Raw genomic sequence first — 20,786 nt, forward strand, 5'->3', positions numbered from 1 at the left:
CCTCGCGGATTCTCGTCGCGAGCCGTGCGGTCGGCGCCAGCAGCGCCCTCGACCCCGCCCGGACGGGCGACGGGATGGTCGTTCAGCGGCTCCGGCGCGCGACCCGGACGATGACCAGGCACACGAGGGCAGCGGCCCCGAGGGCGGCGATCCCGACCTTCTTCATCGCCTCAACGTCACCGGCCCGTGCCTCGTCGACGGTCCGGCCGATGCGCGCGCGGGTCTGGCGGGCCTTCGCGGAGACGTTGAGCTTCGCCTGCTCCATGACGTAGGCGGGCTGGGCGCGGGCGACGAGGGCGTCGATGGTCTGGCTCATCTGGGCGCGGGTGACGGCGAGCTCGGCCTGGATCTGCTCCTCGGTGCGCTCGGAGGGATGCTGCTCGGTCATTTGCCCAGTCCTTTCTTCACGGCGTCGATGCCCTTCTCGATCCCGGCCTTGGGGTCGGGCTTGTCGTCGCGGCTCTTCTTGACGAGCGAGACGCCGACGCCGGCGAGGACGGCGACGATCAGCAAGAGGATCCCGGCGACGATGAGGGAGGCCGCCCACGCCGGCAGGACGATGGCGAGGGCCACCTCGATCGTGTGGAGCACCCAGCCGAGGAGGTAGAGGGAGAGCACCGCGGCCCCGGCGAGGAGCGCGCCGCCGGTCCCCGCCTTCTTGACGAGGGCCTTGGCCTTGACCTTGGTCAGCTCGATCTCACCATTGATCAGGGTCGAGACCTGCGACGACAGGGCGGCGAAGAGCTCGCCGACGGTCGCCGGGCGCGACAGGGCCCGCGTATACGTCCGGATAGGGGTGTCGTCGCCGGCCGGGTGGTCGGGTGCGACGGGCTCGATCGGTGTCGTCATCGGGCACTCGCTTCCTCATTGACGTGCGCTGACTGCGCGTGGTTGCCCCCCAGTGTCCCACGGACCGCCTGCGTGTGACAGTGGGAATGGCGGCGGAGCCGGCCGCGTCGCGGTCGCGGCCGGTCCCGGGCCGCCGGCGGGGCGTGCGCCGTGTCAGTCCTCGGGGACGACGGGGCCGGGCAGGTCGGAGAGGATCCTGCGGGCCCGGTCGATGACCTCGTCGACCTGGGCGGCCGGCGCCCGGTAGGAGTGGTGCTCGCGGGTGAGCTCGTCGCGCAGGGGGTCCGCATCGTCGGCGGGGGACTCGTCCGACGAGCACCGGGGCTCCGGGGGCGTCGGCGGGGTGGTGTCCGGGGCCGCTCCGACGCCGAGGGCCGGGGCGCCCGTGAAATCGGCGGGGGACTCGTGATCGGAGTCCGGCGCATTGGGCCCGGCTCCGGGTCCCGTCGGCGAGGGGGCCTCGGCGCCGGGCCCGGAAGCCGTCGTCGCGCGGGGGGCGATCTCGTCCGCAGCAGCGGGTGCGGCCTCCTCGGCCAGAGCCTCGTCGTCGAGGGGGGCTCGGGCCTGGGGGGGAGCGGCGACGGGCGGCGGGCCGACGAGGGTGACGGGGTCGTCGGGGTGCTCGACGAGCCAGGCGTCGACGTCCTCGGGGACGACGGGGGAGGCGTCGAAGCCGACGCGCCCGTCGGTCAGGACGACGACCCGGTCCGCCCGGGCGCTCTCGCCGGTCGTCCGCACGGCGACGACGACGGCGGATCCGGCGCCGGCGACCCGGTGGAGGGCGTCGAACAGGTCGGCGGATTCTGCCCGCGGGAGGGGGGAGGGCAGGTCGACGAGGACGAGGCCGGGGCCTGCGGCGATCCCCCGAGCGATCTGGGCGCGCAGGAGCGCCGATGCGGGTAGCGAGGCGGGGAGGGCGTCGAGGGAAGAGTCGAGGCCGGTCAGATCGACGGCCTCGCGCAGGGCCTCCCAGGCGACGCGGGCCCCGGTCGCGGCGAAGGGGGCGATGAGGCTCTGCCGGATCGTCAGGGCCGGGTCGAGGACGGCGCCCGGGTGGACGAGGACGGCGGGGGCCTGGTGGGCGCGGGAGGCGAGGGGGCCGTGGGGGCGGGCGGCGCGGACGAGTCCGGCGTCGGGCGCGGTCAGGCCGGCGAGGGCGAGGAGGAGGAGGCGCGTGCGGCGGCCGGACGGGTCGATGACGGCGGTGACGCTCCCGGAGCGGAACCCCAGGTCGATGCCGTCGATGAGGCGGGCGCCGGTGACGGGGTCGGCGCAGACGAGGCCGCGGGCGCGGACGTGGACGCGACCTCCCGGGCCGGGGGCGCTGTGGGCGGTGCGGGTGCGCCACCAGGGTTTGCGGGCTGCTGCGGCATTCCGACTCGTCATGCCCTCATTGTTCCAGGATCCGCCGGTCGTCGGCGGACTCTCCCCGGGGAGGCGGGAGGAAGAAGGAAGGGGCGAGCGCGGGGGCCGGTCGCCAGCCGAGGGGAGGCGGATGCGGACGGGCGCCCCGGGGGCGCCGGCTTTGAGGCGAGGAGGAGCGTCGCGCAAAAGCGAAAACCCGAAGCCGTGAGGCTTCGGGTTGATGCTGGTGGCTCCGACCGGCGTCGATCCGGTGACCTTTCGATTTTCAGTCGAACGCTCTACCAACTGAGCTACAGAGCCTTGACCGGACCTACCGGTCTGGTCGGCGACCCCGACGGGACTTGAACCCGCGACCTCCGCCGTGACAGGGCGGCGCGCTAACCAACTGCGCTACGGGGCCTTGCAACAGGCGCAAGACCTATTGAATTATCTCCACCGCGACTCGACCGAACCGCCGGGGGTACCCCCAACGGGATTCGAACCCGTGTCGCCGCCGTGAAAGGGCGGTGTCCTAGGCCACTAGACGATGGGGGCCTGCTGGCCTCCGGACTCGCGTCCGAGGAACGAAGAGAATCATATGCAGAACGCTTCGGACAATGCAAAACACGTCCCTGTGACCCGCGACACCGGGTGGCGAGGCGGGGCGGAAACGTTCGAATCCCGACGAAGAGCCTCCCCGTCGCAGCGGTACCGCGCCAGCGGCCCACTCCTCCAGTCCCGCCGTGCCGACGACCGCCTCATCGTCATCTCTCCCGGACGTACCCCGCCGCACGCGCACCTCGCCGGCCCCGCCCGACGCCCCTACCCTTAAGGCATGCAGATCATCGCAGCCGCACTCGATCGAGCCGAGGACGCCCCGCAGTCCGGCGCCGCCGAGGAGACCGTGGCCAACGCCCTCGACATCATGTCGCTCCTCCTGGGCTGCGCCATCGGCGTCGTCATCGGCTTCGTCGGCGCGGCGATCCTCTCGGGCGTCTTCACCCGGGTCCTGCGCCGATCGCCCGCCGGCTCCGCCCTCGTCAAACGCATCCGCACCCCCCTGTACTGGACGTGCATGACGTGGGGCGCGTGGATCGGCCTGCAGATCACCCTCCAGGACACCGACCTGTCGACGTGGAGCAACGGCGCCCTCGTCGCCATCACCTCCCACGGGCTCCTCGTCCTGGCCATCGCCGGCATGACATGGATCGCCTACGCCGCCGCCTGGGTGTTCGAGGACGCCGCCAGGGCCCGCCTGGCCATCGACCAGGGTCGCGCGCGCCGCTTCGAAACGCAGGCGCAGGTCCTGCGCCGACTCGTCCAGGTCATCGTCGTCATCATCGGCCTGTGCGTCATCCTCGGGACCTTCGAGGCCGCCCGGCAGGCGATGACGACCGTCCTGGCCTCCGCGGGCCTCCTCTCCGTCGTCGCCGGCCTCGCCGCCCAGCAGACCCTCGGTAACGTCTTCGCCGGGGTCCAGCTCGCCTTCACCGACGCCATCCGCGTCGGCGACGTTGTCGTCGTCAACGACAAGGGGGAATCCGGCGCCATCGAGGAGATCACCCTGAGCTACGTCGTCGTGCGCCTTTGGGACGAGCGGCGCCTCATCGTCCCCTCGACGCACTTCACCCAGACCCCCTTCGAGAACTGGACGCGGCGCGCCTCCGCTCAGCTGGGCACCGTCCTCATCCACCTCGACTGGACCGCCCCGATGACCCTCGTGCGCGACAGGGTCGAGCAGATCCTCGCCGCCACCGACCTGTGGGACGGGCGCACCTGGGCCGTGCAGGTCACCGACTCCGACGCGTCGACGATCACCGTGCGGATCCTCGTCTCGGCGAGGAACTCCGGCGACCTGTGGGACCTGCGGTGCCACATCCGCGAGCAGCTCGTCTCCTGGGTCGTCTCCGACGAGCCGTGGGCGCGCCCCGCCGTGCGCATTCAACCCCAGGAGACCGTCTCCGTCCCCCACGACGCCTCGCGCGAACGCATGGCCGTCCTCGCCGCCGAGCTCAGCGCCATCGCCGCCGACCCGTCCGCCCCGGGCGACGAGCAGGACCGCGAGACCGCCGTGGCCCGAGCCGACGCCGCGGCCGCCCAGGCCGACGAGAACCCCTCCGACGCGGCCCACGCCGCCCGTCTCCTCGCCGCTCGGCGCAAGGCCAAGCGCGCGCGCCGACGGACGATGGAGGACCGCCGCCGCGCCCTCGCCCACGCCTCCGACGAGCCCACCGGCACCCCCGCCGATGCCCAGACGCAGCTCATGTCCGAGACCGCCCTGGCCGCCGCCCTGCGCGACGGCCCGCCCGTCCTCCTCAACCCGCCCGCCGACGTGCCGACCGGCGACCTGCCGGTGCTCCAGGCTCCCCGCCAGTCCTCCGACGAGGCGGCGGAGCGAACGGTGACGACGACATCGGGCCGCGGCGAGAGGATCTTCTCCGGCTCCCCTGACGCCGACGAGCGCTCCGAGATCTACGCCGGGCCCGGCGACGAGGCCCTCGCCGAGCGCGAGGAGATCGCGCGTCGTCGCAACGGCGAGACCGCCGATACGACCGACCGGACGAACGAGGGCTGACGGGGAGCGCCCGACCGGGCGCGCCCCTCGCCGACGCCGTGAGCGGGGCCGCAGGGGCAGGGCCCCGACAGGCCGGGGGAATCTGACGACCGCGGGCACCGGGAGGAGCGCGGGGGAGCGCTTGGCCGGGAATGCGGCGAGGCCGCCGGCCCGGACCCCGATCGGACGCCCAGGCGCCGGGGCCGAGGGGGTCCCGCCGCCGATGTCTGGGAATCCGACGCCTCGGAAACGTTCCGGAAGGGGGAGTGCGACCAGGAGACTCCCGGACGGCACGCTGCTCCCGAATCGGGAGGGACCCGGATGGCGCGCGGGCGTCCCGGGGAGGACAATGGTCCCATGACGGACTTCCCCAGCCTCGACGCATTCGCCTCCCGCACCGACGACGAATGGCGCCGCATCCTCACCCCCATGCAATACCACGTCCTGCGCGAAGCGGGCACCGAGCGGCCCTTCACCGGAGAACTCCTCGACGAGGACCGCCCCGGCTCCTACCACTGCGCGGCCTGCGACGCCGAGCTCTTCGACGGGTCGACGAAATTCGAGTCCGGGTGCGGCTGGCCGAGCTTCTACCGCGCCGCCGACGGCGCCACCACCGACCTCGTCGACCGCTCCCACGGGATGGTCCGCACCGAGGTTCGCTGCACCCGCTGCGGCTCTCACCTCGGCCACGTCTTCCCCGACGCCCCCGACCAGCCGACCGGCCTGCGCTACTGCATGAACTCGGCGGCCCTGACCTTCACCCCCGCCGAGGGCTGATCCCGGTAGGCCGGGGCCTCCCGCAGCGGCCGGGCCGGCGCCGTCCGCCCCGCCGACCCGGCTCGTGCCGCGCTCGCCCGGCGCTCCCGCACCGGCGAAGGACGGTCCGTCGCGGCGGGGCCGCTCGCTCGATCCCTTCGATGAGAGGCTCGGGCCCGGACGTCGCGCCCATGGCATCCTGAGGGGGTGCCCGTACCCGCCCTCGCCGACCGTGTCCCCGCCCAGCTGTTCATCGTCGGCTCCGCCCTCGTCCAATACGTCGGCGCGGCCATCGCCGTCGCCGCATTCGCCGCCATCGAACCGGCCTCCGTCGCCTGGTGGCGGGTCGCCACCGGCGCCGTCGTCCTCATGGCCTGGCGGCGCCCCTGGCGCGACGGCCTGACCCGCCGGGACCTCGCCGCCTCCCTCGTCTTCGGCGTCGTCCTGACCGCCCTGAACTCCACGTTCTACGAGGCCATCGCCCGCCTGCCCCTGGGCACCGCGGTCTCCCTGGAGTTCCTCGGACCCGTCGCCGTCGCCGTGATCCGCGGCCGGGGGTGGGCGCCGCGCGTCGCCGCCGCCCTCGCCTTCGCGGGCGTCGCCTCCATCGGGGGACTCGGCCTCGACCTGTCCGACCCAGACACCCTCGTCGGCGTCGCGTGGATCCTCGCGGCGGCGGCCATGTGGGCCGGGTACATCCTCCTGGGCCAGAAGATCGCCTCCACCCGCTCGGGGATCACCAACCTCGCCCTGGGATGCGCGTTCGGCGCCCTCGTCTACGCGCCGGTCCTCGGCCCCGGGGCGATGCCGGCGCTGACCAGCCCCCGGCTCTTCGTCATCGTCGTCGCCGTCGGCCTGCTGTCGACCGTCCTGCCGTACTCCCTCGAGGCCCTCGCGATGGCGCGGCTCAGCGCCCCGACCTTCGCCCTGTTCACCGCGATGCTCCCGGCGACCTCCGCGGTCGTCGGCGCCGTCATGCTCCGTCAGACGCCGGGAGTCGGAGAGGTCCTCGGCCTCGTCCTGATCTCCGTCGCCGTGTGGATCGCGTCGCGCCCCGAGCCGACCGGGTGAGAGCCGGGATCAGTGGGGCGCATCGGAGTCGACGACGCGGCCGGCGTCGAGGCGGACGAGGACGTCGCACTGGGCGGCCTCCTGCTGGTAATGGGTGGTGATGAGGATCCCGACGCCGGCCGAGGAGGCCCTGCGCAGACGCTTCCACAGCATCGCCCGGCTCAGGGAGTCCATGCCCGAGGTCGGCTCGTCGAGGACGAGAAGATCGGGGGAGTGACTGAGCGCGCAGGTCACGGCCAGCATCCGCCGCGCCCCCAGGGGGAGCGCGGCGACGGGCTCACCCGTGTCGGCGACCCGGATCCGCGCGCCTTTGGGGACGCCGAATGACTCCTGAACGAAGTCGAGGTTCTCCCGGGGGCTCAACGCCGGGTACAGGCCCAGGGATTGGGCGACGTAGCCGATCCTCCTGCGCGAGCGGCGAGTGGGCGGGGCGCCGAAGAGCTCGATCGTCCCCCGATCGGGGGAGTCGATCCCCAGGATCAGTCGGATGAGCGTCGATTTGCCCGCGCCGTTGCCGCCGATCAGTCCGACGACCCGTCCGGCGGGCACATCGAGGTCGACGTCGTCGAGGGTGGTGAACGAGCCGAATCTTTTCGTCACGGCGCGGCACGAGACCAGCGGGATCGTCGACGCGGCGCGCGGGCCGGGGCACTCGCCCTCCGGCGCCCCCGACGGGTCGGCATCCTGCGGGGCCAGGCCGGAGCCCGCGTCTTCGAGGGCCGCGAGGCGCGCGGGGGCATCGGGCCCGTGGGGATCCCGGCGAGGGGCGTCGATCGCCTGGAGGCGCCGGTCGAGGAGGAAGGAGATCGTCGACGATTCGAGGTCGGCGGCGACTCGGGTCGCGGCGTCGCCGGGTGCGCGGGGGCTCATCGTCGTGCCGTTGTGCGCCCGGTCGGCACGCGCAGCCCCCTCGTGAGCCGGTGGGCGGGAGGGATCCGGGCTCCCCGGGTGGGGGCGCGGGCCGTCGGGCCCTTCCTGCAGGGCCGGGGCGGTGGGTTGGGCCGGTCGCCATTCGTAGATGGTCGTGCCGCGTTGCCAGTGCCGTTCGTCGTCCGGCAGGGGGCTCGTGCCATCGTCGGGGCGGGTCCATAGGGATCCCGGGGTCTGCGCGATGACTGCGTCCGGCGTCCCGGCGACGAGGAGGCGCCCGGCGTCGAGCAGGAGGACCTGGTCGGTGTCCTCGGCCTCGTCGAGGTAGGTGGTGGCGGCGATGACGGTCGCGCCCTCGTCCGCGGCCGTGCGCATGAGGCCGGTGAGGGTCGTGCGCGAATCCGGGTCGACACCGGTCGTCGACTCGTCGAGGAGGAGGAGCGCGGGACGGTGGACGAGGGCCATCGCTGCGCCGAGCTTCTGACGCATCCCGCCGGACAGGTGGGCGCCGATCCGGCCCCTCGCGTCGTCCAGACCGGTGAGGGCGATGAGCCGATCGATCCGCTCGTCGGCCTTTGGCCCGGACAGGCCCTGGGTGCGGGCGACGAAGCGGAGGTTCTCGGTCACGGACATGTTCGGCCAGACGCCGGACGACGCCGGCTGGTAGCCGATGTCGCGGGGGGAGAACCCGGTGACGCCGAGGGCCTGGCGCCGTCGGGGGTGGGCGAGGGCGGACAGCAGCGTCGTCTTGCCGGCGCCGTCGCCCCCGATCAGGGCGGTGACGGTCCCGGCTCGGAAGTCGGCGCTGAGAGACTCGATGACGGGGCGACCCCCGAATCGGACGGTGGCGTCGATGAGGCGCAGGCGCGCGCTCGCGGACGGTGCGGTCATCGCATGGCTCCGCCGTGTCGAAGGGAGACGGCCATGCGGGCCGTGGCCGTTCCGAAGACGGCGGCGGCGAAACAGGTCAGGACGGCGAGCGGCACGAGGATCTGCTCGAAGGACGCGCCTGTGAGGAAGATCGTGTTGGCGGCCTTGTAGAACCAGGTTAACGGCAGGCAGTATCCGATCCATCGGACGCTCATCGGCATGTTCTCCAGGGGGAAGATGAATCCGGAGAGGATGGTCTGGGGGATCATCACCATGATCGACATCTGGATCGCCTGCCCGGTGGTGCGCGACGCGGAGGACACGAGGATGCCCAGGCCCAGGACGACGAAGACGAAGACCAGGGAGAGGAGGGCGAATGCCCAGATGCTCCCGGTGAAGGGGACGCGGAAGAGTCGGGTGCCGAGCGCCGTGATGAGGCCGGCGTCGAGGAGGGCGATGAGGAAGTAGGGGACGACCTTGCCGAGGATGATCGACGCGGGACTCAGGGGCATGACGGCGAGTTGTTCGAGGGTGCCGGCTTCGCGCTCGCGGACGAGGCCAATGGCGGTGACGATCGTGCCGATGAAGGTGAGGATCAGGCCGATGAGCCCGGGGATCATCACCCAGGAGGTCTTCAGGTCGGGGTTGAAGGCGATGGTGACGACGGAGTCGGCGTCGAGGGCGCTGAGGTCGAGGGCGGAGGCGTCGGGCGGGTCGGGCGGCGATGGGAGGGAGAGGGCGGGGTCGCCGATGGTCGCGAGGGCATCGGACAGCTCCGCTGCTGCGTCGCGCAGGGCGGTGGGGTCGGCACTGCCGTTGAGGGCGGCGTCGGCGGTTTCGCGCAGTGCCGATGCGCGCCAGGAGAGCAGGTCGAGGGCCTGAGCGGCGTCGGAGAGGCCGGTGCTTGCCCGCTGCGCTGCGTCATGCGCGGAGGACAGGTCGGCGCGCAGGTCCTCGACGCGCGTCCTGATGTCCTCGGAGAGGACTCTCATCCAGGTGGCGTTGGCCGCTTGGGCGGAGAAGAGTTTCGAGCCGTCGGTCCAGACGCGGGTGCGCGCGGTCAGGGGCTGCGATCGGTCGGAGCTGATCGCCCGGATGACGGTGGGGTGCTCACCGGATCTGAGGATGTGGAGGATCTCCTCGTCGCTGGGGTCGTCGGAGCTGACCTCCAGGCGGAGCTGGTCGGCGGCGATCGGGTTGTCGTCGAGTTCTGCGGCGATGTCGAGGGCGGCCGGGCCGACGACGAGGGCCGGGGATGCCTCGACGGTGAAGTTCGCGGCGTAGCCGAAGATCGTCAACAGGAGGATCGGCAGGGCGACGAGGAGAACGAGGGTGCGCCGGTCGCGTGCGAGTTCCCGGAATTCCTTGATGATCATCGCTTTCATGAGGCCACATCCTATTTTCGCCAAATGACGAAACTGACGGTAGCATAGGCTGTTCCCCAGAGGAAGAGGCGGCCAACGATCACGCCGATCGACTCCGATCCGAGCCCGGCCCCTCCCGTGGGAAGGAGAGGCAATGACCCCCTCGACGAGCGGCGAAACCCGCAAGCGGGGCCCTAGAGGCGACATCGCCGACGCCCGGGAGGCGATCCTCGACGCCGCCCTTGCCGAGTTTTCCGAACGGGGTTTCGAATCCGCGACGACCCGGCGCATCGCCGAGCGCGCCGGCGTGGCCCCGCGCCTGATCCACTACTACTTCGGGACCAAGAGCGATCTGGCCCGCGCCTGCATGGTCGCCGCCTTCGACGCCTCGCCCCTGCCCCGGATGCTCGACGACGGGGTCATCGGGGGGCGCAGCGTCGGGCAGCGCTACATCCGCGCCGTCCTCGACCTCCTTGAGCATCCTCGGATAGGCCCCGCCTACATCACCCTTCTGCGGTCGATCGGGACGCATGAGGAGTCCAGGAGGATCCTCCTCGATTTCGTCGTCGGCCTCCTGGGCCGCGTCGGCGCAGGTGAGGCCGATCGATCGGCGGGACTGCGGATGTCCCTCATGGGGTCGCAGATCCTCGGCCTCATCTTCACGCGGTACATCCTCCAGTACGGGCCCCTCGCCGAGGCCGAGCCCGACGATCTCGCCCGCCTCGTCGGCCCCGTGATCGACCGCTACCTCTCCTTGGAACCCCCGGGGCCGACCGGCGCCCCGCCCCCTGCGGGCCCATCCCCGGCATGATCCCCGGGCCGGCTCCCCCGATGCCGGCGACGAGGGCTCACGCCCCGATCTCCCCGGGGGCCCCGGGCCCCTCCGGCCCGGGCAGCCGCCCCATCCGCGCGAGGATCGCGAAGGACAGCCACGCGCCGACGATGCCGACGATCATCACGCACACCATGGGGACCGCCGTCACCGCGCCCCCCGAAGTCGCCAGCGGCGAGGCGAGCCCGTTGGCCAGCGACTGAACGAGCCCCTGGACGGCCGACGCCGTGCCCGCGTGCTCGCGGGCGTGCCCCAGGGACAGCGCCCCGGAGTTGCCGAAGATGAACGAGGTCGCCGTCATGATCATCGCGAAGCCGAGCTCGGTGGCGAGGAGGGACTGGTCCAGGGCGAAGGTCGCCACGGCGAGGACCGCGACGCCCCCGGCCGCCAGCGACAGGCCGAAGACGATGAGCGAGCGCGGCTCGAAGCGCCCGATCAGGCGGATATTGACCAGGGCCATGAGGGTCGACAGCAGCGCGTTCGCGGCGAACACCCACGAGAAGGCGAGGGGGGACAGACCGAGCTGCTGCTGGAACACGTAGGTCGCGTTCGCGATGTAGCCGAACATCGTGAAGCCGACGAACACGTTCGTCGCCATGAACGCGACGAACCCGCGGATCCGCATCACCCGCCCGAGGCCGTGGAAGAAGCGGGGCAGGCCGCCGCTGTGGCGGCGCTCGGGCGGCAAAGACTCGGGCGCCCAGCGCCACGCGGCCGCCGACATGACGAGGGTGAAGGCGGCGAGGCACCAGAAGACGGCGCGCCACGGCCAATGGGTGACGATGAGCCCGCCCGCGATGGGCGCGAGCATCGGCGCGAACCCGCCGATCGCCTGGAGGAGCGACATGGTTCGGGCCAGGACGTTGCCGTGGGCGACGTCGACGAGGATCGCGCGGCCCACGGCGGCGGCGACCCCGCCGCCGAACCCCTGGAAGAAGCGCCCGACGAGGATGAGCCCGATCGTCGGGGACAGAGCGCAGGCGATGGACCCGGCGAGGGCGAGGATCCCCCCGGCGATCATCGGGCGCCGCCGCCCGATCTGGTCGGAGACAGCGCCCCCGACGATCTGCCCGGAGCCGAATCCGAGGAAGAAGGTCGTCAGGGTCAGGCCCACGACCGCGGAGGTCGTCGCCAGTTCGCTCGTCATCTGCGGGAACGCCGGCGCGTACATGTCGGTCGACAGGGGCGGGACGGCGTTCTGCAGGGCGAGGGTGATGAGGAGGGCCGCGGTGACGGCGATCCCGGCGGGCCGGGGGGTCGGGAACTGGTCGTTCGGATCGGGGGTGGAGTCGGGGCGGCTCATCGGTTTCTTTCGGATGCTCGCGTCGGCCCCTGGGGCCTGCCGATCCGACGCGTCGCGGCCGCGCCGACGACATCGTGGACCACATGAGGGGATGCCCCCAGGATACGCCGGGGCGCCGTCGCGGCGGGGCCCCGGTCCGCGTGAGATTCCTTGCGGGGCGCCTCGCGCGGGAAGATCCCCGCCCCCGATCGGGGGCGGGTCCTGCCCGGGGCGCGCGGAGCGCGATCAGCCGGCGAGGCGGTCGGCGGCCTCCTCGACGGCGGCGCGGTCGGGGCACGTGGCCGGGCCGATCCGGGTGGCCGCCAGGGCGCCGGCGCAGTTGGCCAGGAGGAGGGCCCGATCGAGCGGGGTCCGCTCGACGAGGCAGGCGGCGAGGGCCCCGGAGTGGGCGTCGCCGGAGCCGTTCGTGTCGACCGCGTCGACGCGCGGCGTGGGGATGTGGACGAGCGGGGACGCGGGCTCGGCGTACCAGGCCCCGGAGGCCCCGGCGCGCACGACGACGGGGCCGCAGAGCCGATCGGCCAACGCCCGGGCCGCGTCGGCGGGCCCGGTCCCCGGAGCGGCGCCCGAGAGGAGCAGGCGCTCGACGAGGATCCCCGCCTCCCGCTCGTTCATCGACCACAGGGGGTCGAGCGCCCCGAGGGCGAGGAGCGCGTCGAGGGGGACGTCGCCGACCACGGGGGACACGTCGACGACGACGCGGACCCCCGGGGGCGCTCCCGCGGCGGCGAAGCGCCGCAGCGCCTCGATGTTCGACGGGTGGGCGAGCGCGTAGCCGTCGATGTGGACGACGTCGCCGGGGCGCAGGCGCTCGCGCGAGTAGTCGGCCCACGCGTCCGCGGGGACGCGGGTCTCGGCGCCGCGCGTCGACACGAAGGTCCGCTCGCCCTGGTCGTCGGTCAGGGCCACGCAGTAGCCGGAGTCGACGCCGTCGACCCGCGGGCCCGCGTCCTCGACGCCCGCGTCGGCGAGGGCCCGGGTGATGATCGACGCGAAGCCGCCGTCGCCGACCGCCGACAGGCTGACGGCCGGGGCCCCCATCCGACGGGCGGCGACGAGCGCGTTGTAGCCGCCGCCGGCGTGCATCCCGGCGTCCTCGGCGAAGACGTCGCCCCCGGGGTCGGGGAGGCGGTCCAGGCGCAGGGCGAGGTCGACGATCACCTGACCGAGGAGGACGACCCGGCCCCCGCCGCCTCTCGCGGCGTCGCCGTCGGCCGGGGGAGCCGGCGCGGGGGAGGGGATCGGCGCGCCGACGACGGGGGGCGACGGGGATCCGTGGGAGGGGCCGGGCGCCGAGCGGCGCCGCAGGGCCAGGAGGGATGCGGCCCGTTCGCTCAGGTCGAGCCCGTTGACGGACTCGACGAGGCCGATGGCCCCGCCGTCGGCCCCCGCGGGGGTCGAGGCGTCGAGGGCGGCGAAGGCCCCGGGGCCCAGGCAGGAGCCGAGGACGGCGCCGGCGATCGCCCCGATCGTGTCCGTGTCCCCGCCGAGGTTCGCCGCCCCGAGGAGCGCGTCCACGGGGGAGGAGGCGTAGCGGCGGGCCAGGGCGAAAGCCGCGGGGATCGACTCGCACGCGTCGACGGAGGTGCCGATCAGCGCGCGGACCCGTTCGAGGAAGCGCTCGCGGGCCGCGGCCTCGTCGCCCCGCTCCTCGTCGTCGCGGGCGAGATCGAGCGCCATTCGGGTCCGCGCCAGGACATCGGCGTGCTCGTTCCACGCGCCCTCGTCGTCCCGGGAGGAGACGAGGGCGACGGCTCCGGAGAGGGCCTCGTCGACCTCGGCCCCGTCGACCCCCAGGGACACGGCGGAGGCGACGAGGCCTGCGGCCTGGAATCCCTGTCGGGTCGCATGGGTGACCCGGCACGACTCCCACACCCGTGCGAAGAGGAGGTCGGGGTCGTCGGCGGGGGTCGCGATCCCGACGGGGCAGACCCGCATGGCGGCGCCGTTGGTGGCCCCCGTGGTCCCCGTCGTCGTCGGGTCGGCCCCTGCGCGCACGCGTTCGAGCGCGGATTTCGTCGAGGGGCCGAGGAGGTCGAGGCTGCCGCGCCGGATCATGTCGTCCTCCCAGGCGAGGAGCGCGGAGGCGAGGTCCATCGGGTCGATCCGGCCGTCGCCGTCGATGAGGAGGTCGGCGATGAGGAGGGCCTGCTCGGTGTCGTCGGTGACGGAGCCCGCGGGCATGCCCGGCGCGTAGGGCTGGTTCGGCGAGGCGGCGGTCAGTCCGGTGATGCGCCCGTAGTCGGTGTCGATCTGCTCGGGGGACATCGCTTGGGTCGGCATGCCCAGGGCGTCTCCCAGGGCGAGGCCGACGAGGGCGCCGCGGGCGCGGTCAAGACTCTCGCGGGACGGGGTCGTCGATGCGGGGGGAGAAGGGATCATGCGCACATGCTAGGCGGGAGTGGACGGCCGGTGGGGGAGCGGGGGAGTCCGTCGGCGGAAGGCGTCGAAGGCGCCCTTGCTTCGGGTGGTCGGTGAGGGAGTGGAGGACCCCTCTTCGCTCCCGTTCCGCGCCGGCGATGTCACTCGATCCGTTCGCGGCCGGCAGAGGGGCAGTCGTAGCGGCCGCGCGCCCCGGGCCCTGTCTCGAAGTTGCCGGAGTCGCCGGTGGGGCTTGCCCTCGACAAAAAAATAGCTATCATATTGATATCGCCGAGGCGATGGACGCGAGTGCAGACCCCGCGGGCCTCGGCAAGGAGGTTCCGATGCCCGCGAGCGTCCCCGTCGAATCCGACGTCATCGACCCGATCGAGACCGACCCCGAGCAGGTCGTCGCCCGTATCGATATCGCCGAGACCCGTGCCCCGTCGCTCGGCTCGGCCGCGGCCTTCCCAATGCTCCTCGTCCTGCTGGCCGGACTCGCCTACTCCATCTACCTGTTCTTCCGCGGCGCCGTCGACGCCGACGCGGGCGACGAGAGCGGGCCGATGACGATCATCGCCGGCGCGATCCTCTTCATCGTCGTCTTCATCCTCTTCACCTCCCTCGCCGTCATCTCGCCCGGGCAGACCTCCGTGCGCCAGTTCTTCGGCAAGTACATCGGCACCGTGCGCCGCACCGGCCTCGTCCTCGTCCCGCCGCTGTCCATCGGCAAGAAGGTCTCCGTCAAGGTGCACAACTTCGAGACCAACGAGCTCAAGGTCAACGACCTCGACGGCAACCCGATCAACATCGCCGCCATCGTCGTCTGGCAGGTCGCCGACACCGCCCGCGCCGTCTTCGCCGTCGAGGAGTACGAGGAGTTCATCAAGGCCCAGGCCGAATCGGCTCTGCGTCACGTCGCCACCACGCACCCCTACGACGAGCCCGGCCCCGGTGAGACCTCCCTGCGCGGCGGCACCGACCTTGTCGCCGCCGAACTGGCCGCCGAGGTCGCCGAGCGCGTCGCCCTGGCGGGACTGGAGATCGTCGAGGTCCGCATCTCGTCGCTCGCCTACGCCCCCGAGATCGCCCAGGCTATGCTCCAGCGCCAGCAGGCGGGCGCCGTCATCGCCGCCCGCGAGCAGATCGTCGAGGGCGCCGTCTCCATGGTCGATCAGGCCCTGACCCGTCTCGAGTCCGAGGGGATCGTCGACATGGACGACGAGCGCCGCGCCCAGATGGTGTCGAACCTCCTCGTCGTCCTCTGCTCCGATCAGCGCACCCAACCGGTCGTCAACGCCGGGTCGCTCTACGCCTGAACAGAACCGGAGGACTCATGAGCGGCGGACAGCGCAAACAGGTCCTCCTGCGGCTCGACCCCGCCGTCCACGAGGCGATCGCCAAGTGGGCGGCGGACGACCTGCGCTCGATCAACGCCCAGATCGACATGATCCTGCGCCGGGCGCTCGCCGACGCCGGGCGCGACCCCAAGGCCCCGGCTCCGCGCGGGCGGGGCCGCCCGCGCAAGGACGGGGGCGACGGCGGGTGACCAGGGAACCGTGTGCACCGCCATGCGTCTCGACGTCGTTTCTGTCCCGTAGGACTGTCAAAACGCGTCGAGAAGCACGACGGTGCACACGGGTAGACTGAGGCAGGCCGCGGCCGCCGCCGCGCGTACAACCGACATCCCGGGAGACACTCATGCCAGCCGTCATCGTGCTCGGCGCCCAATGGGGCGACGAGGGCAAGGGCAAGGCCACCGACCAGATCGGGCAGCAGACCGATCTCGTCGTCAAGTTCAACGGCGGCAACAACGCCGGCCACACCGTCGTCATCGACGGCGAGACATACGCCCTCCACCTCCTTCCCGCTGGCATCCTCTCCGAGGGAGTGACCCCCATCATCGGCAACGGCGTCGTCGTCGACATCGACGTCCTCTTCGCCGAGCTCGAGGACATGACCGCGCGCGGCGTCGACTGCTCGCGCCTGATGATCTCCTCCAACGCCCACGTGATCCCCAGCTACAACAAGCTCATGGACGCGGCCAACGAGAAGGCGCGAGGCAAGAACCAGATCGGCACAACCGGAAGGGGCATCGGCCCCACCTACGCCGACAAGATGAACCGCATCGGGATCCGCGTCCAGGACCTCTTCGACCCCGAGGGCCTTCGCGCGAAAGTCGAGGCCGCCCTCGCCCCCAAGAACAAGGTCTTCTCCTCCGTCGGCCTCGACGTCCTCGACGCCGGGGCCGTCGCCGACGAGCTCCTCGCCCACGCCGAGCGCATTCGCCCGATGATGTGCGACGTCTCCCTGGAGGTCAACACCGCCCTCGATCGCGGGCAGACCGTCCTCTTCGAGGGCGGTCAGGCGACGATGCTCGACATCGACCACGGCACCTACCCCTTCGTCACCTCCTCCAACCCGACCGCCGGCGGGGCCCTGACGGGCGCGGGCGTGGGCCCGACCCGGATCGACCGAGTCGTCGGCGTCGCCAAGGCGTACACCACCCGCGTCGGCGAGGGGCCCTTCCCCACCGAGCTCGACGACGAGGTCGGCGAGGCGCTGCGAATCAAGGGAGGCGAGTTCGGCGTGACCACGGGCCGCCCCCGGCGCACCGGCTGGTTCGACGCGGTCATCGTCCGCTACGCGACCCGCGTCAACGGGCTGACAGACATCTGCCTGACCAAGCTCGACGTCCTCTCCGGCTACGAGACGATCCCCGTGTGCGTCGCCTACGAGATCGACGGCGCGCGCACCGAGGAGATGCCGCTCGACCAGGCCGGATTCGCCCGCGCCGTCCCCGTCTACGAGGAGATGCCCGGGTGGGACGAGGACATCTCGGGATGCCGGGCCTTCGAGGACCTGCCGGCCAACGCGCAGGCGTACATCGCCCGTCTCGAGGAGCTCTCGCGCTGCCGCATCCAGTCGATCGGCGTGGGCCCCGGCCGCGAGGCGACGATCATCCGCTACCCGCTGCTCGGCGACTGACTCCGACAGACGACGACTGCGGCGCCGCACCCCTGAAGGGAGCGGCGCCGCAGTCGTCTATGGCATCGGATCGAAAGCGCCTGTCGGCGCGAAGGCCGCTCGTAGCGGCAGAGTGTGGAGCCCGGGGCTTAACGATCCGATGCCCGATCAGCATACGGGAGGGCGCGGTCGGACGCATGCGCGCGCCTGTGAGACCCACGACCTCCCGACGGACTATGCGACCATGACCCCATGGAGACCAGCGACGAGCGCCCCCACCGGGTCCAGCGCCCCGCGCCGCCGACGAGGAGGCGCGCCCAGATCCACGAGGCGCCCGGACGTCCCCAACGCCCCCACGGAGGACGCCACGCCGACGCCCCCGCCTCCGCCGGGAGGCTCCGCGGGGCCCTGAGCGCGCCGACGGGACTGCGGATCTCCGCCCTGACCGTCCTCGCCCTGTCCGCGATCGGACTGGCCGCCTGGGCGCTGCCGGACTCCGCGATCCTCTTCTCCCTCGTCATCGCCCTCGCCTCGTGCCTCCTCGCCCTCGGGTGGCCGCACCTCGTGGGATCGCGCATGTCCCGGCCGGCGCGGGCGGTCCTCGCCCTCTCCGGCCTGGCGATCCCCCTGAGCGTCGCCGTCGCCCGCGACCTGGCGGTCGTCGCCCCCGCATTCGGCCTGTCCCTCGTCGCTCTCGTCATCGCGACGGTCCTCACCGCCCCCGCCCCCGTCGTCCGCACGAGCGCCGCCGACGGCCCCGACGGGCCCTCGGCGTGGGCGGGGTCCTCGACCTCCGCGGCCCTGACGAGCGGAGTCTCCGCCCTCCTCATCGTCGGCGGCGGCAGCGCCTGGGTCGCCCTCGACGCCCTCGACCTGTGGTCGGTGACCGTGCCGATGGCCTGCCTCATCGTCCCCCTCGTCGTCTGGGGGGACCAGATCGGCTCGACCTACCGCGCCCAGTCCGCCGGGGCCCTCGTCGCCGCCGTCGTCGGCGGCCTCGTCGCCTCGGTCGCCGCGTGGAGGATCGGCACCTCCGCGGCGCTCCTGCCGGTGATCCTGCCGGGCGTGGCCCGATCGGCGGGGGAACTGACCGCGATCCTCCTCCTCGGGGTGACGACCGGGGTGGCCGTCGCCCTCGCCGTCATCCTCGTCGACGGGGTGTTCGGCGACCACGCGCGCCGCCAGAGCACGATCGGCGCGATTTCGCGCGGGGCCGCGAAATTCCTCGTCGCCGCGATCCCCGTGTACGCGATGATCCGCATCGGCGGCGTGTGACCCGGCCCCGTTCGCACCCCGCGACGCGCGCGGCGCCGATGGCTCTCACCCCATAGTCTTGACCCCATGATGGTCATCCCCGCAGATCTGCCCCCCAGCCTCGCCCCCCTCGCCTGGATGCTCGGGACCTGGAAAGGATGGGGGATGCTCGCAGGCCGGGACGACGCCCCCGACACCGCCGTCGTCGAGGAGATCCGCTCAGAGATCTGCGGGACCCGCATGCGCCTGATCACCGCCATCCGCCACGGCCTGCCCGCGCCCGGCGTCGAGATCGACCCGGTGTGGGACGCCGCCGAGGGCCTCGCCCGCATCGACGCGGGCGACCTCGTCGTCGAGGAGACGATCTACATCGAGGTCCTGCCCGGATCGGGGGCGCTCCCCCCGCCCGGCGAGTACGAGCCCCGGGAGTTCACCGGGACCGGCTCCGACACTCGGGGCCTGGGCGTCCTGTGGGCCGGCGTCGGCGTCGGCCCGCGCGTCCAGATGGTCTCCGACGCGATCGCCCGCGGCCCCCGGGCCGACGAGGTGACCCGCCTGGGCCGGATGTTCGGCCTCGTCGCCGGCGAGATGATGTGGACCCAGGAGCGGACCATCGGCTCGGGCGAGGCCGCCGTCGAGATCTCCGGGCGCCTGATGCGCACCGAGAGGGCGACCACCGAGTCCGGCGAGGCCGTCGAGGGCATCGACGCCGACGACCGGGAAGGCCGCCCCCATGACTGACGCCCCCGCCCCGGGCGCCTCCCCCCAGCACTACGGCGACCCCTCCGGCGAGCAGTGGGCGCTCGAAGCCGGGCGCGGCCTCGTCGACCGCCCCGACCTCGGCGCCGTCGCCGTCGCCGGCCCCGACCGGCAGACGTGGTTGACGAGCATCACCAGCCAGGTCGTCACCGGCACGGGCCCGGGGGACTCGCGCGAACTCCTGATCCTCAGCCCCGAGGGGCGCATCGAGCACGCCTGCGCCGTCGCCGACGACTCCGAGACGACGTGGCTCGTCACCGAGGCGGACCGGGTCGACGCACTCCTCGGCTTCCTCGACTCCATGCGCTTCGCCCTGCGCGTCGCCCCCGAGCGACGCGACGACGTCGCCGTCCTCGCCTCCGCCCGGCCCCGCGCCGAGGAGGCCGCCGTCCCGGGCCCCCCTCCGGGGGAGGAGGCCCTCCCCGGGCACCTCCTCACCTGGGAGGACCCCTGGCCCGGCGTCACCCCCGGCGGCGCCGAGTACCACCGGGGTCCCCACCCGGGCGCGCGCACCCGGATGCGCCTCCACCTTGTCGAGGCCGACCGGGCCGACGACTTCCGCGCCGCGTGGCTCGCCGCCGCCCCGCGGCGCCAGATGTCGGGGATGCTCGCCTGGGAGGCCCTGCGCATCGCCTCATGGCGCCCCCGGGTCGGCGTCGACACCGACGAGCGGACCATCCCCGCCGAGGTCGACTGGCTGCGCACCGCCGTCCACATCGACAAGGGCTGCTACCGGGGGCAGGAGTCCGTCGCCCGCGTCCTCAACCTCGGGCGGCCCCCGCGCCGCCTCGTCTACCTCCAGCTCGACGGGTCCCGCTCCGAGCTGCCCGAACCGGGGCAGAGGATCGAGGCCGGCGGGCGCGTCGTCGGAGTCGTCACCTCGTCGGCCCGCCACGCCGACGAGGGGCCGATCGCCCTGGCCCTCGTCGCGCGCTCCCTGCCCGCCGACGCGGTCCTCGACCTCGACGGCGTCTCGGCCGCGCAGGAGGTCATCGTCCCCGTCGACGGGAAGTCCTCGGCGGCGCCGGACCGGCGCCCCGGCGCCGACCTCGTCAACCCCGACCTGCGCCGCCCGGGAACCCCCGCAGCCGGCGGACTGGGCGGATTGGGGGCCCGCTGATGAGGGCCGTCGTCCAGCGCGTGACCAGCGCGTCCGTCACCGTCGACGGTCAGAGGGTCGGCGCCATCGACGGGCCGGGCCTCATGGTCCTGCTCGGCGTCGCCCGAGGGGACGGCCCGGAGCAGGCGGCGACCGTGGCCCGCAAGATCGCCGAGCTGCGGATCCTCGGCGACGAGCAGTCGGCGTTGGACCTCGGCGCGCCCGTCCTCGTCGTCAGCCAATTCACCCTGTACGGCGATACGCGCAAGGGCCGGCGCCCGTCGTGGACGAAGGCGGCGCCGGGCGAGGAGGCCGAGCCGCTCGTCGACGCGGTGGTCGCCGATCTGCGCGGACGGGGACTGCACGTGGAGACCGGGCGCTTCGGCGCGATGATGCGGGTCGCGCTCGTCAACGACGGGCCCTTCACCGTCCTCATCGAGGCCTGAGCCCCGGCCGCCCCCGCCCGGTGGTCTCCGGGGCCGCGCAGTCCGACCCCGCCATGCGGGGCAGTGCCCCCAGCGGACAGCACCGAC

18 protein-coding genes and 3 tRNA genes are annotated in these 20,786 nt (G+C 73.1%); 11 read left to right on the forward strand and 10 right to left on the reverse strand.

Annotated elements, in window-relative coordinates; genetic code table 11:
- Positions 1 to 82: 82 nt before the first annotated feature.
- From M3T53_RS07080 to M3T53_RS07105, 6 genes are all read right to left on the reverse strand, one after another.
- Complete coding sequence (locus tag M3T53_RS07080) at positions 83 to 388, reverse strand: DUF3618 domain-containing protein (RefSeq protein WP_272433803.1); 306 nt, start codon at positions 386 to 388, stop codon at positions 83 to 85.
- Complete coding sequence (locus M3T53_RS07085) at positions 385 to 849, reverse strand: phage holin family protein (RefSeq protein WP_272433804.1); 465 nt, start codon at positions 847 to 849, stop codon at positions 385 to 387. Before M3T53_RS07085 ends, M3T53_RS07080 begins: the two co-directional genes overlap by 4 nt.
- Positions 850 to 1,002: 153 nt before the next feature.
- Positions 1,003 to 2,235, reverse strand: a complete 1,233-nt coding sequence (locus M3T53_RS07090) for a hypothetical protein (RefSeq protein ID WP_272433806.1) — start codon at positions 2,233 to 2,235, stop codon at positions 1,003 to 1,005.
- Positions 2,236 to 2,438: 203 nt separating this feature from the next.
- Positions 2,439 to 2,514: transfer RNA gene (locus M3T53_RS07095), tRNA-Phe, on the reverse strand.
- A gap of 26 nt (positions 2,515 to 2,540) precedes the next feature.
- A tRNA-Asp gene (locus M3T53_RS07100) sits at positions 2,541 to 2,614 on the reverse strand.
- 61 nt (positions 2,615 to 2,675) lie between these two features.
- A tRNA-Glu gene (locus M3T53_RS07105) sits at positions 2,676 to 2,748 on the reverse strand.
- Positions 2,749 to 3,028: 280 nt separating this feature from the next.
- Here M3T53_RS07105 and M3T53_RS07110 point away from each other — a divergent pair.
- The 3 genes from M3T53_RS07110 to M3T53_RS07120 all read left to right on the forward strand — a co-directional run bounded on the left by M3T53_RS07110 (position 3,029) and on the right by M3T53_RS07120 (position 6,574).
- Positions 3,029 to 4,768 carry a mechanosensitive ion channel family protein gene (locus M3T53_RS07110; RefSeq protein ID WP_272433807.1) on the forward strand — a complete coding sequence of 580 codons (1,740 nt, stop codon included), beginning with the start codon at positions 3,029 to 3,031 and terminating at the stop codon, positions 4,766 to 4,768.
- Between the two features lie 336 nt (positions 4,769 to 5,104).
- On the forward strand, positions 5,105 to 5,524 hold the full coding sequence (gene msrB / locus M3T53_RS07115; protein WP_272433808.1) for a peptide-methionine (R)-S-oxide reductase MsrB: 420 nt from the start codon (positions 5,105 to 5,107) through the stop codon (positions 5,522 to 5,524).
- A gap of 186 nt (positions 5,525 to 5,710) precedes the next feature.
- Positions 5,711 to 6,574 (forward strand): EamA family transporter, encoded by an 864-nt coding sequence (locus M3T53_RS07120; RefSeq protein WP_272433809.1) that lies wholly within the window; start codon positions 5,711 to 5,713, stop codon positions 6,572 to 6,574.
- Positions 6,575 to 6,583: 9 nt separating this feature from the next.
- On the opposite strand, the gene M3T53_RS07125 is transcribed toward M3T53_RS07120, so the two are convergent.
- Positions 6,584 to 8,335 (reverse strand): ATP-binding cassette domain-containing protein, encoded by a 1,752-nt coding sequence (locus M3T53_RS07125; RefSeq protein ID WP_272433810.1) that lies wholly within the window; start codon positions 8,333 to 8,335, stop codon positions 6,584 to 6,586.
- Entirely contained in the window at positions 8,332 to 9,699 is a 1,368-nt protein-coding gene (locus M3T53_RS07130) for an ABC transporter permease (RefSeq protein ID WP_272433811.1), read from the reverse strand. Before M3T53_RS07130 ends, M3T53_RS07125 begins: the two co-directional genes overlap by 4 nt.
- A gap of 133 nt (positions 9,700 to 9,832) precedes the next feature.
- Between M3T53_RS07130 and M3T53_RS07135 the strand changes: the two genes are divergently transcribed.
- Entirely contained in the window at positions 9,833 to 10,489 is a 657-nt protein-coding gene (locus M3T53_RS07135) for a TetR/AcrR family transcriptional regulator (RefSeq protein WP_272433812.1), read from the forward strand.
- 37 nt (positions 10,490 to 10,526) lie between these two features.
- Here M3T53_RS07135 and M3T53_RS07140 read toward each other — a convergent pair whose 3' ends face one another.
- Positions 10,527 to 11,813 (reverse strand): multidrug effflux MFS transporter, encoded by a 1,287-nt coding sequence (locus M3T53_RS07140; RefSeq protein ID WP_272433813.1) that lies wholly within the window; start codon positions 11,811 to 11,813, stop codon positions 10,527 to 10,529.
- A 225-nt stretch (positions 11,814 to 12,038) separates the two neighbouring features.
- Entirely contained in the window at positions 12,039 to 14,195 is a 2,157-nt protein-coding gene (locus M3T53_RS07145; protein WP_272433814.1) for a PfkB family carbohydrate kinase, read from the reverse strand.
- Positions 14,196 to 14,518: 323 nt separating this feature from the next.
- Between M3T53_RS07145 and M3T53_RS07150 the strand changes: the two genes are divergently transcribed.
- From M3T53_RS07150 to dtd, 7 genes are all read left to right on the forward strand, one after another.
- Positions 14,519 to 15,493, forward strand: coding sequence for an SPFH domain-containing protein (locus tag M3T53_RS07150; protein ID WP_272433815.1), 975 nt, complete (start codon positions 14,519 to 14,521; stop codon positions 15,491 to 15,493).
- A 17-nt stretch (positions 15,494 to 15,510) separates the two neighbouring features.
- Positions 15,511 to 15,723, forward strand: a complete 213-nt coding sequence (locus M3T53_RS07155) for a hypothetical protein (protein ID WP_272433816.1) — start codon at positions 15,511 to 15,513, stop codon at positions 15,721 to 15,723.
- Positions 15,724 to 15,875: 152 nt separating this feature from the next.
- Entirely contained in the window at positions 15,876 to 17,162 is a 1,287-nt protein-coding gene (locus M3T53_RS07160) for an adenylosuccinate synthase (RefSeq protein WP_272433817.1), read from the forward strand.
- A gap of 231 nt (positions 17,163 to 17,393) precedes the next feature.
- Positions 17,394 to 18,416, forward strand: coding sequence for a hypothetical protein (locus tag M3T53_RS07165; protein WP_272433818.1), 1,023 nt, complete (start codon positions 17,394 to 17,396; stop codon positions 18,414 to 18,416).
- A 66-nt stretch (positions 18,417 to 18,482) separates the two neighbouring features.
- Complete coding sequence (locus tag M3T53_RS07170; protein WP_272433819.1) at positions 18,483 to 19,136, forward strand: FABP family protein; 654 nt, start codon at positions 18,483 to 18,485, stop codon at positions 19,134 to 19,136.
- Positions 19,129 to 20,274 carry a CAF17-like 4Fe-4S cluster assembly/insertion protein YgfZ gene (ygfZ, locus tag M3T53_RS07175; protein ID WP_272433820.1) on the forward strand — a complete coding sequence of 382 codons (1,146 nt, stop codon included), beginning with the start codon at positions 19,129 to 19,131 and terminating at the stop codon, positions 20,272 to 20,274. The genes M3T53_RS07170 and ygfZ overlap by 8 nt, the downstream gene beginning before the upstream one ends.
- The gene (gene dtd / locus M3T53_RS07180; RefSeq protein WP_272433821.1) at positions 20,274 to 20,699 is read left to right on the forward strand and encodes a D-aminoacyl-tRNA deacylase; all 426 of its coding nucleotides are present in this window, start codon (positions 20,274 to 20,276) and stop codon (positions 20,697 to 20,699) included. The genes ygfZ and dtd overlap by 1 nt, the downstream gene beginning before the upstream one ends.
- The last annotated feature ends 87 nt before the right edge of the window (positions 20,700 to 20,786 follow it).

Origin of the sequence: Actinomyces sp. B33 (assembly GCF_028437565.1) — a bacterium.
Lineage (GTDB): Bacteria > Actinomycetota > Actinomycetes > Actinomycetales > Actinomycetaceae > Pauljensenia.

Bases quoted from the DNA above. Each gene is read 5' to 3' on its own strand.
- M3T53_RS07080 (WP_272433803.1), bottom strand. From the start codon at position 388: ATGACCGAGCAGCATCCCTCCGAGCGCACCGAGGAGCAGATCCAGGCC.
- M3T53_RS07085 (WP_272433804.1), bottom strand. From the start codon at position 849: ATGACGACACCGATCGAGCCCGTCGCACCCGACCACCCGGCCGGCGAC.
- M3T53_RS07090 (WP_272433806.1), bottom strand. From the start codon at position 2,235: ATGACGAGTCGGAATGCCGCAGCAGCCCGCAAACCCTGGTGGCGCACC.
- M3T53_RS07110 (WP_272433807.1), top strand. From the start codon at position 3,029: ATGCAGATCATCGCAGCCGCACTCGATCGAGCCGAGGACGCCCCGCAG.
- msrB (WP_272433808.1), top strand. From the start codon at position 5,105: ATGACGGACTTCCCCAGCCTCGACGCATTCGCCTCCCGCACCGACGAC.
- M3T53_RS07125 (WP_272433810.1), bottom strand. From the start codon at position 8,335: ATGACCGCACCGTCCGCGAGCGCGCGCCTGCGCCTCATCGACGCCACC.
- M3T53_RS07130 (WP_272433811.1), bottom strand. From the start codon at position 9,699: ATGAAAGCGATGATCATCAAGGAATTCCGGGAACTCGCACGCGACCGG.
- M3T53_RS07135 (WP_272433812.1), top strand. From the start codon at position 9,833: ATGACCCCCTCGACGAGCGGCGAAACCCGCAAGCGGGGCCCTAGAGGC.
- M3T53_RS07140 (WP_272433813.1), bottom strand. From the start codon at position 11,813: ATGAGCCGCCCCGACTCCACCCCCGATCCGAACGACCAGTTCCCGACC.
- M3T53_RS07145 (WP_272433814.1), bottom strand. From the start codon at position 14,195: ATGATCCCTTCTCCCCCCGCATCGACGACCCCGTCCCGCGAGAGTCTT.
- M3T53_RS07150 (WP_272433815.1), top strand. From the start codon at position 14,519: ATGCCCGCGAGCGTCCCCGTCGAATCCGACGTCATCGACCCGATCGAG.
- M3T53_RS07155 (WP_272433816.1), top strand. From the start codon at position 15,511: ATGAGCGGCGGACAGCGCAAACAGGTCCTCCTGCGGCTCGACCCCGCC.
- M3T53_RS07160 (WP_272433817.1), top strand. From the start codon at position 15,876: ATGCCAGCCGTCATCGTGCTCGGCGCCCAATGGGGCGACGAGGGCAAG.
- M3T53_RS07165 (WP_272433818.1), top strand. From the start codon at position 17,394: ATGGAGACCAGCGACGAGCGCCCCCACCGGGTCCAGCGCCCCGCGCCG.
- M3T53_RS07170 (WP_272433819.1), top strand. From the start codon at position 18,483: ATGATGGTCATCCCCGCAGATCTGCCCCCCAGCCTCGCCCCCCTCGCC.
- ygfZ (WP_272433820.1), top strand. From the start codon at position 19,129: ATGACTGACGCCCCCGCCCCGGGCGCCTCCCCCCAGCACTACGGCGAC.
- dtd (WP_272433821.1), top strand. From the start codon at position 20,274: ATGAGGGCCGTCGTCCAGCGCGTGACCAGCGCGTCCGTCACCGTCGAC.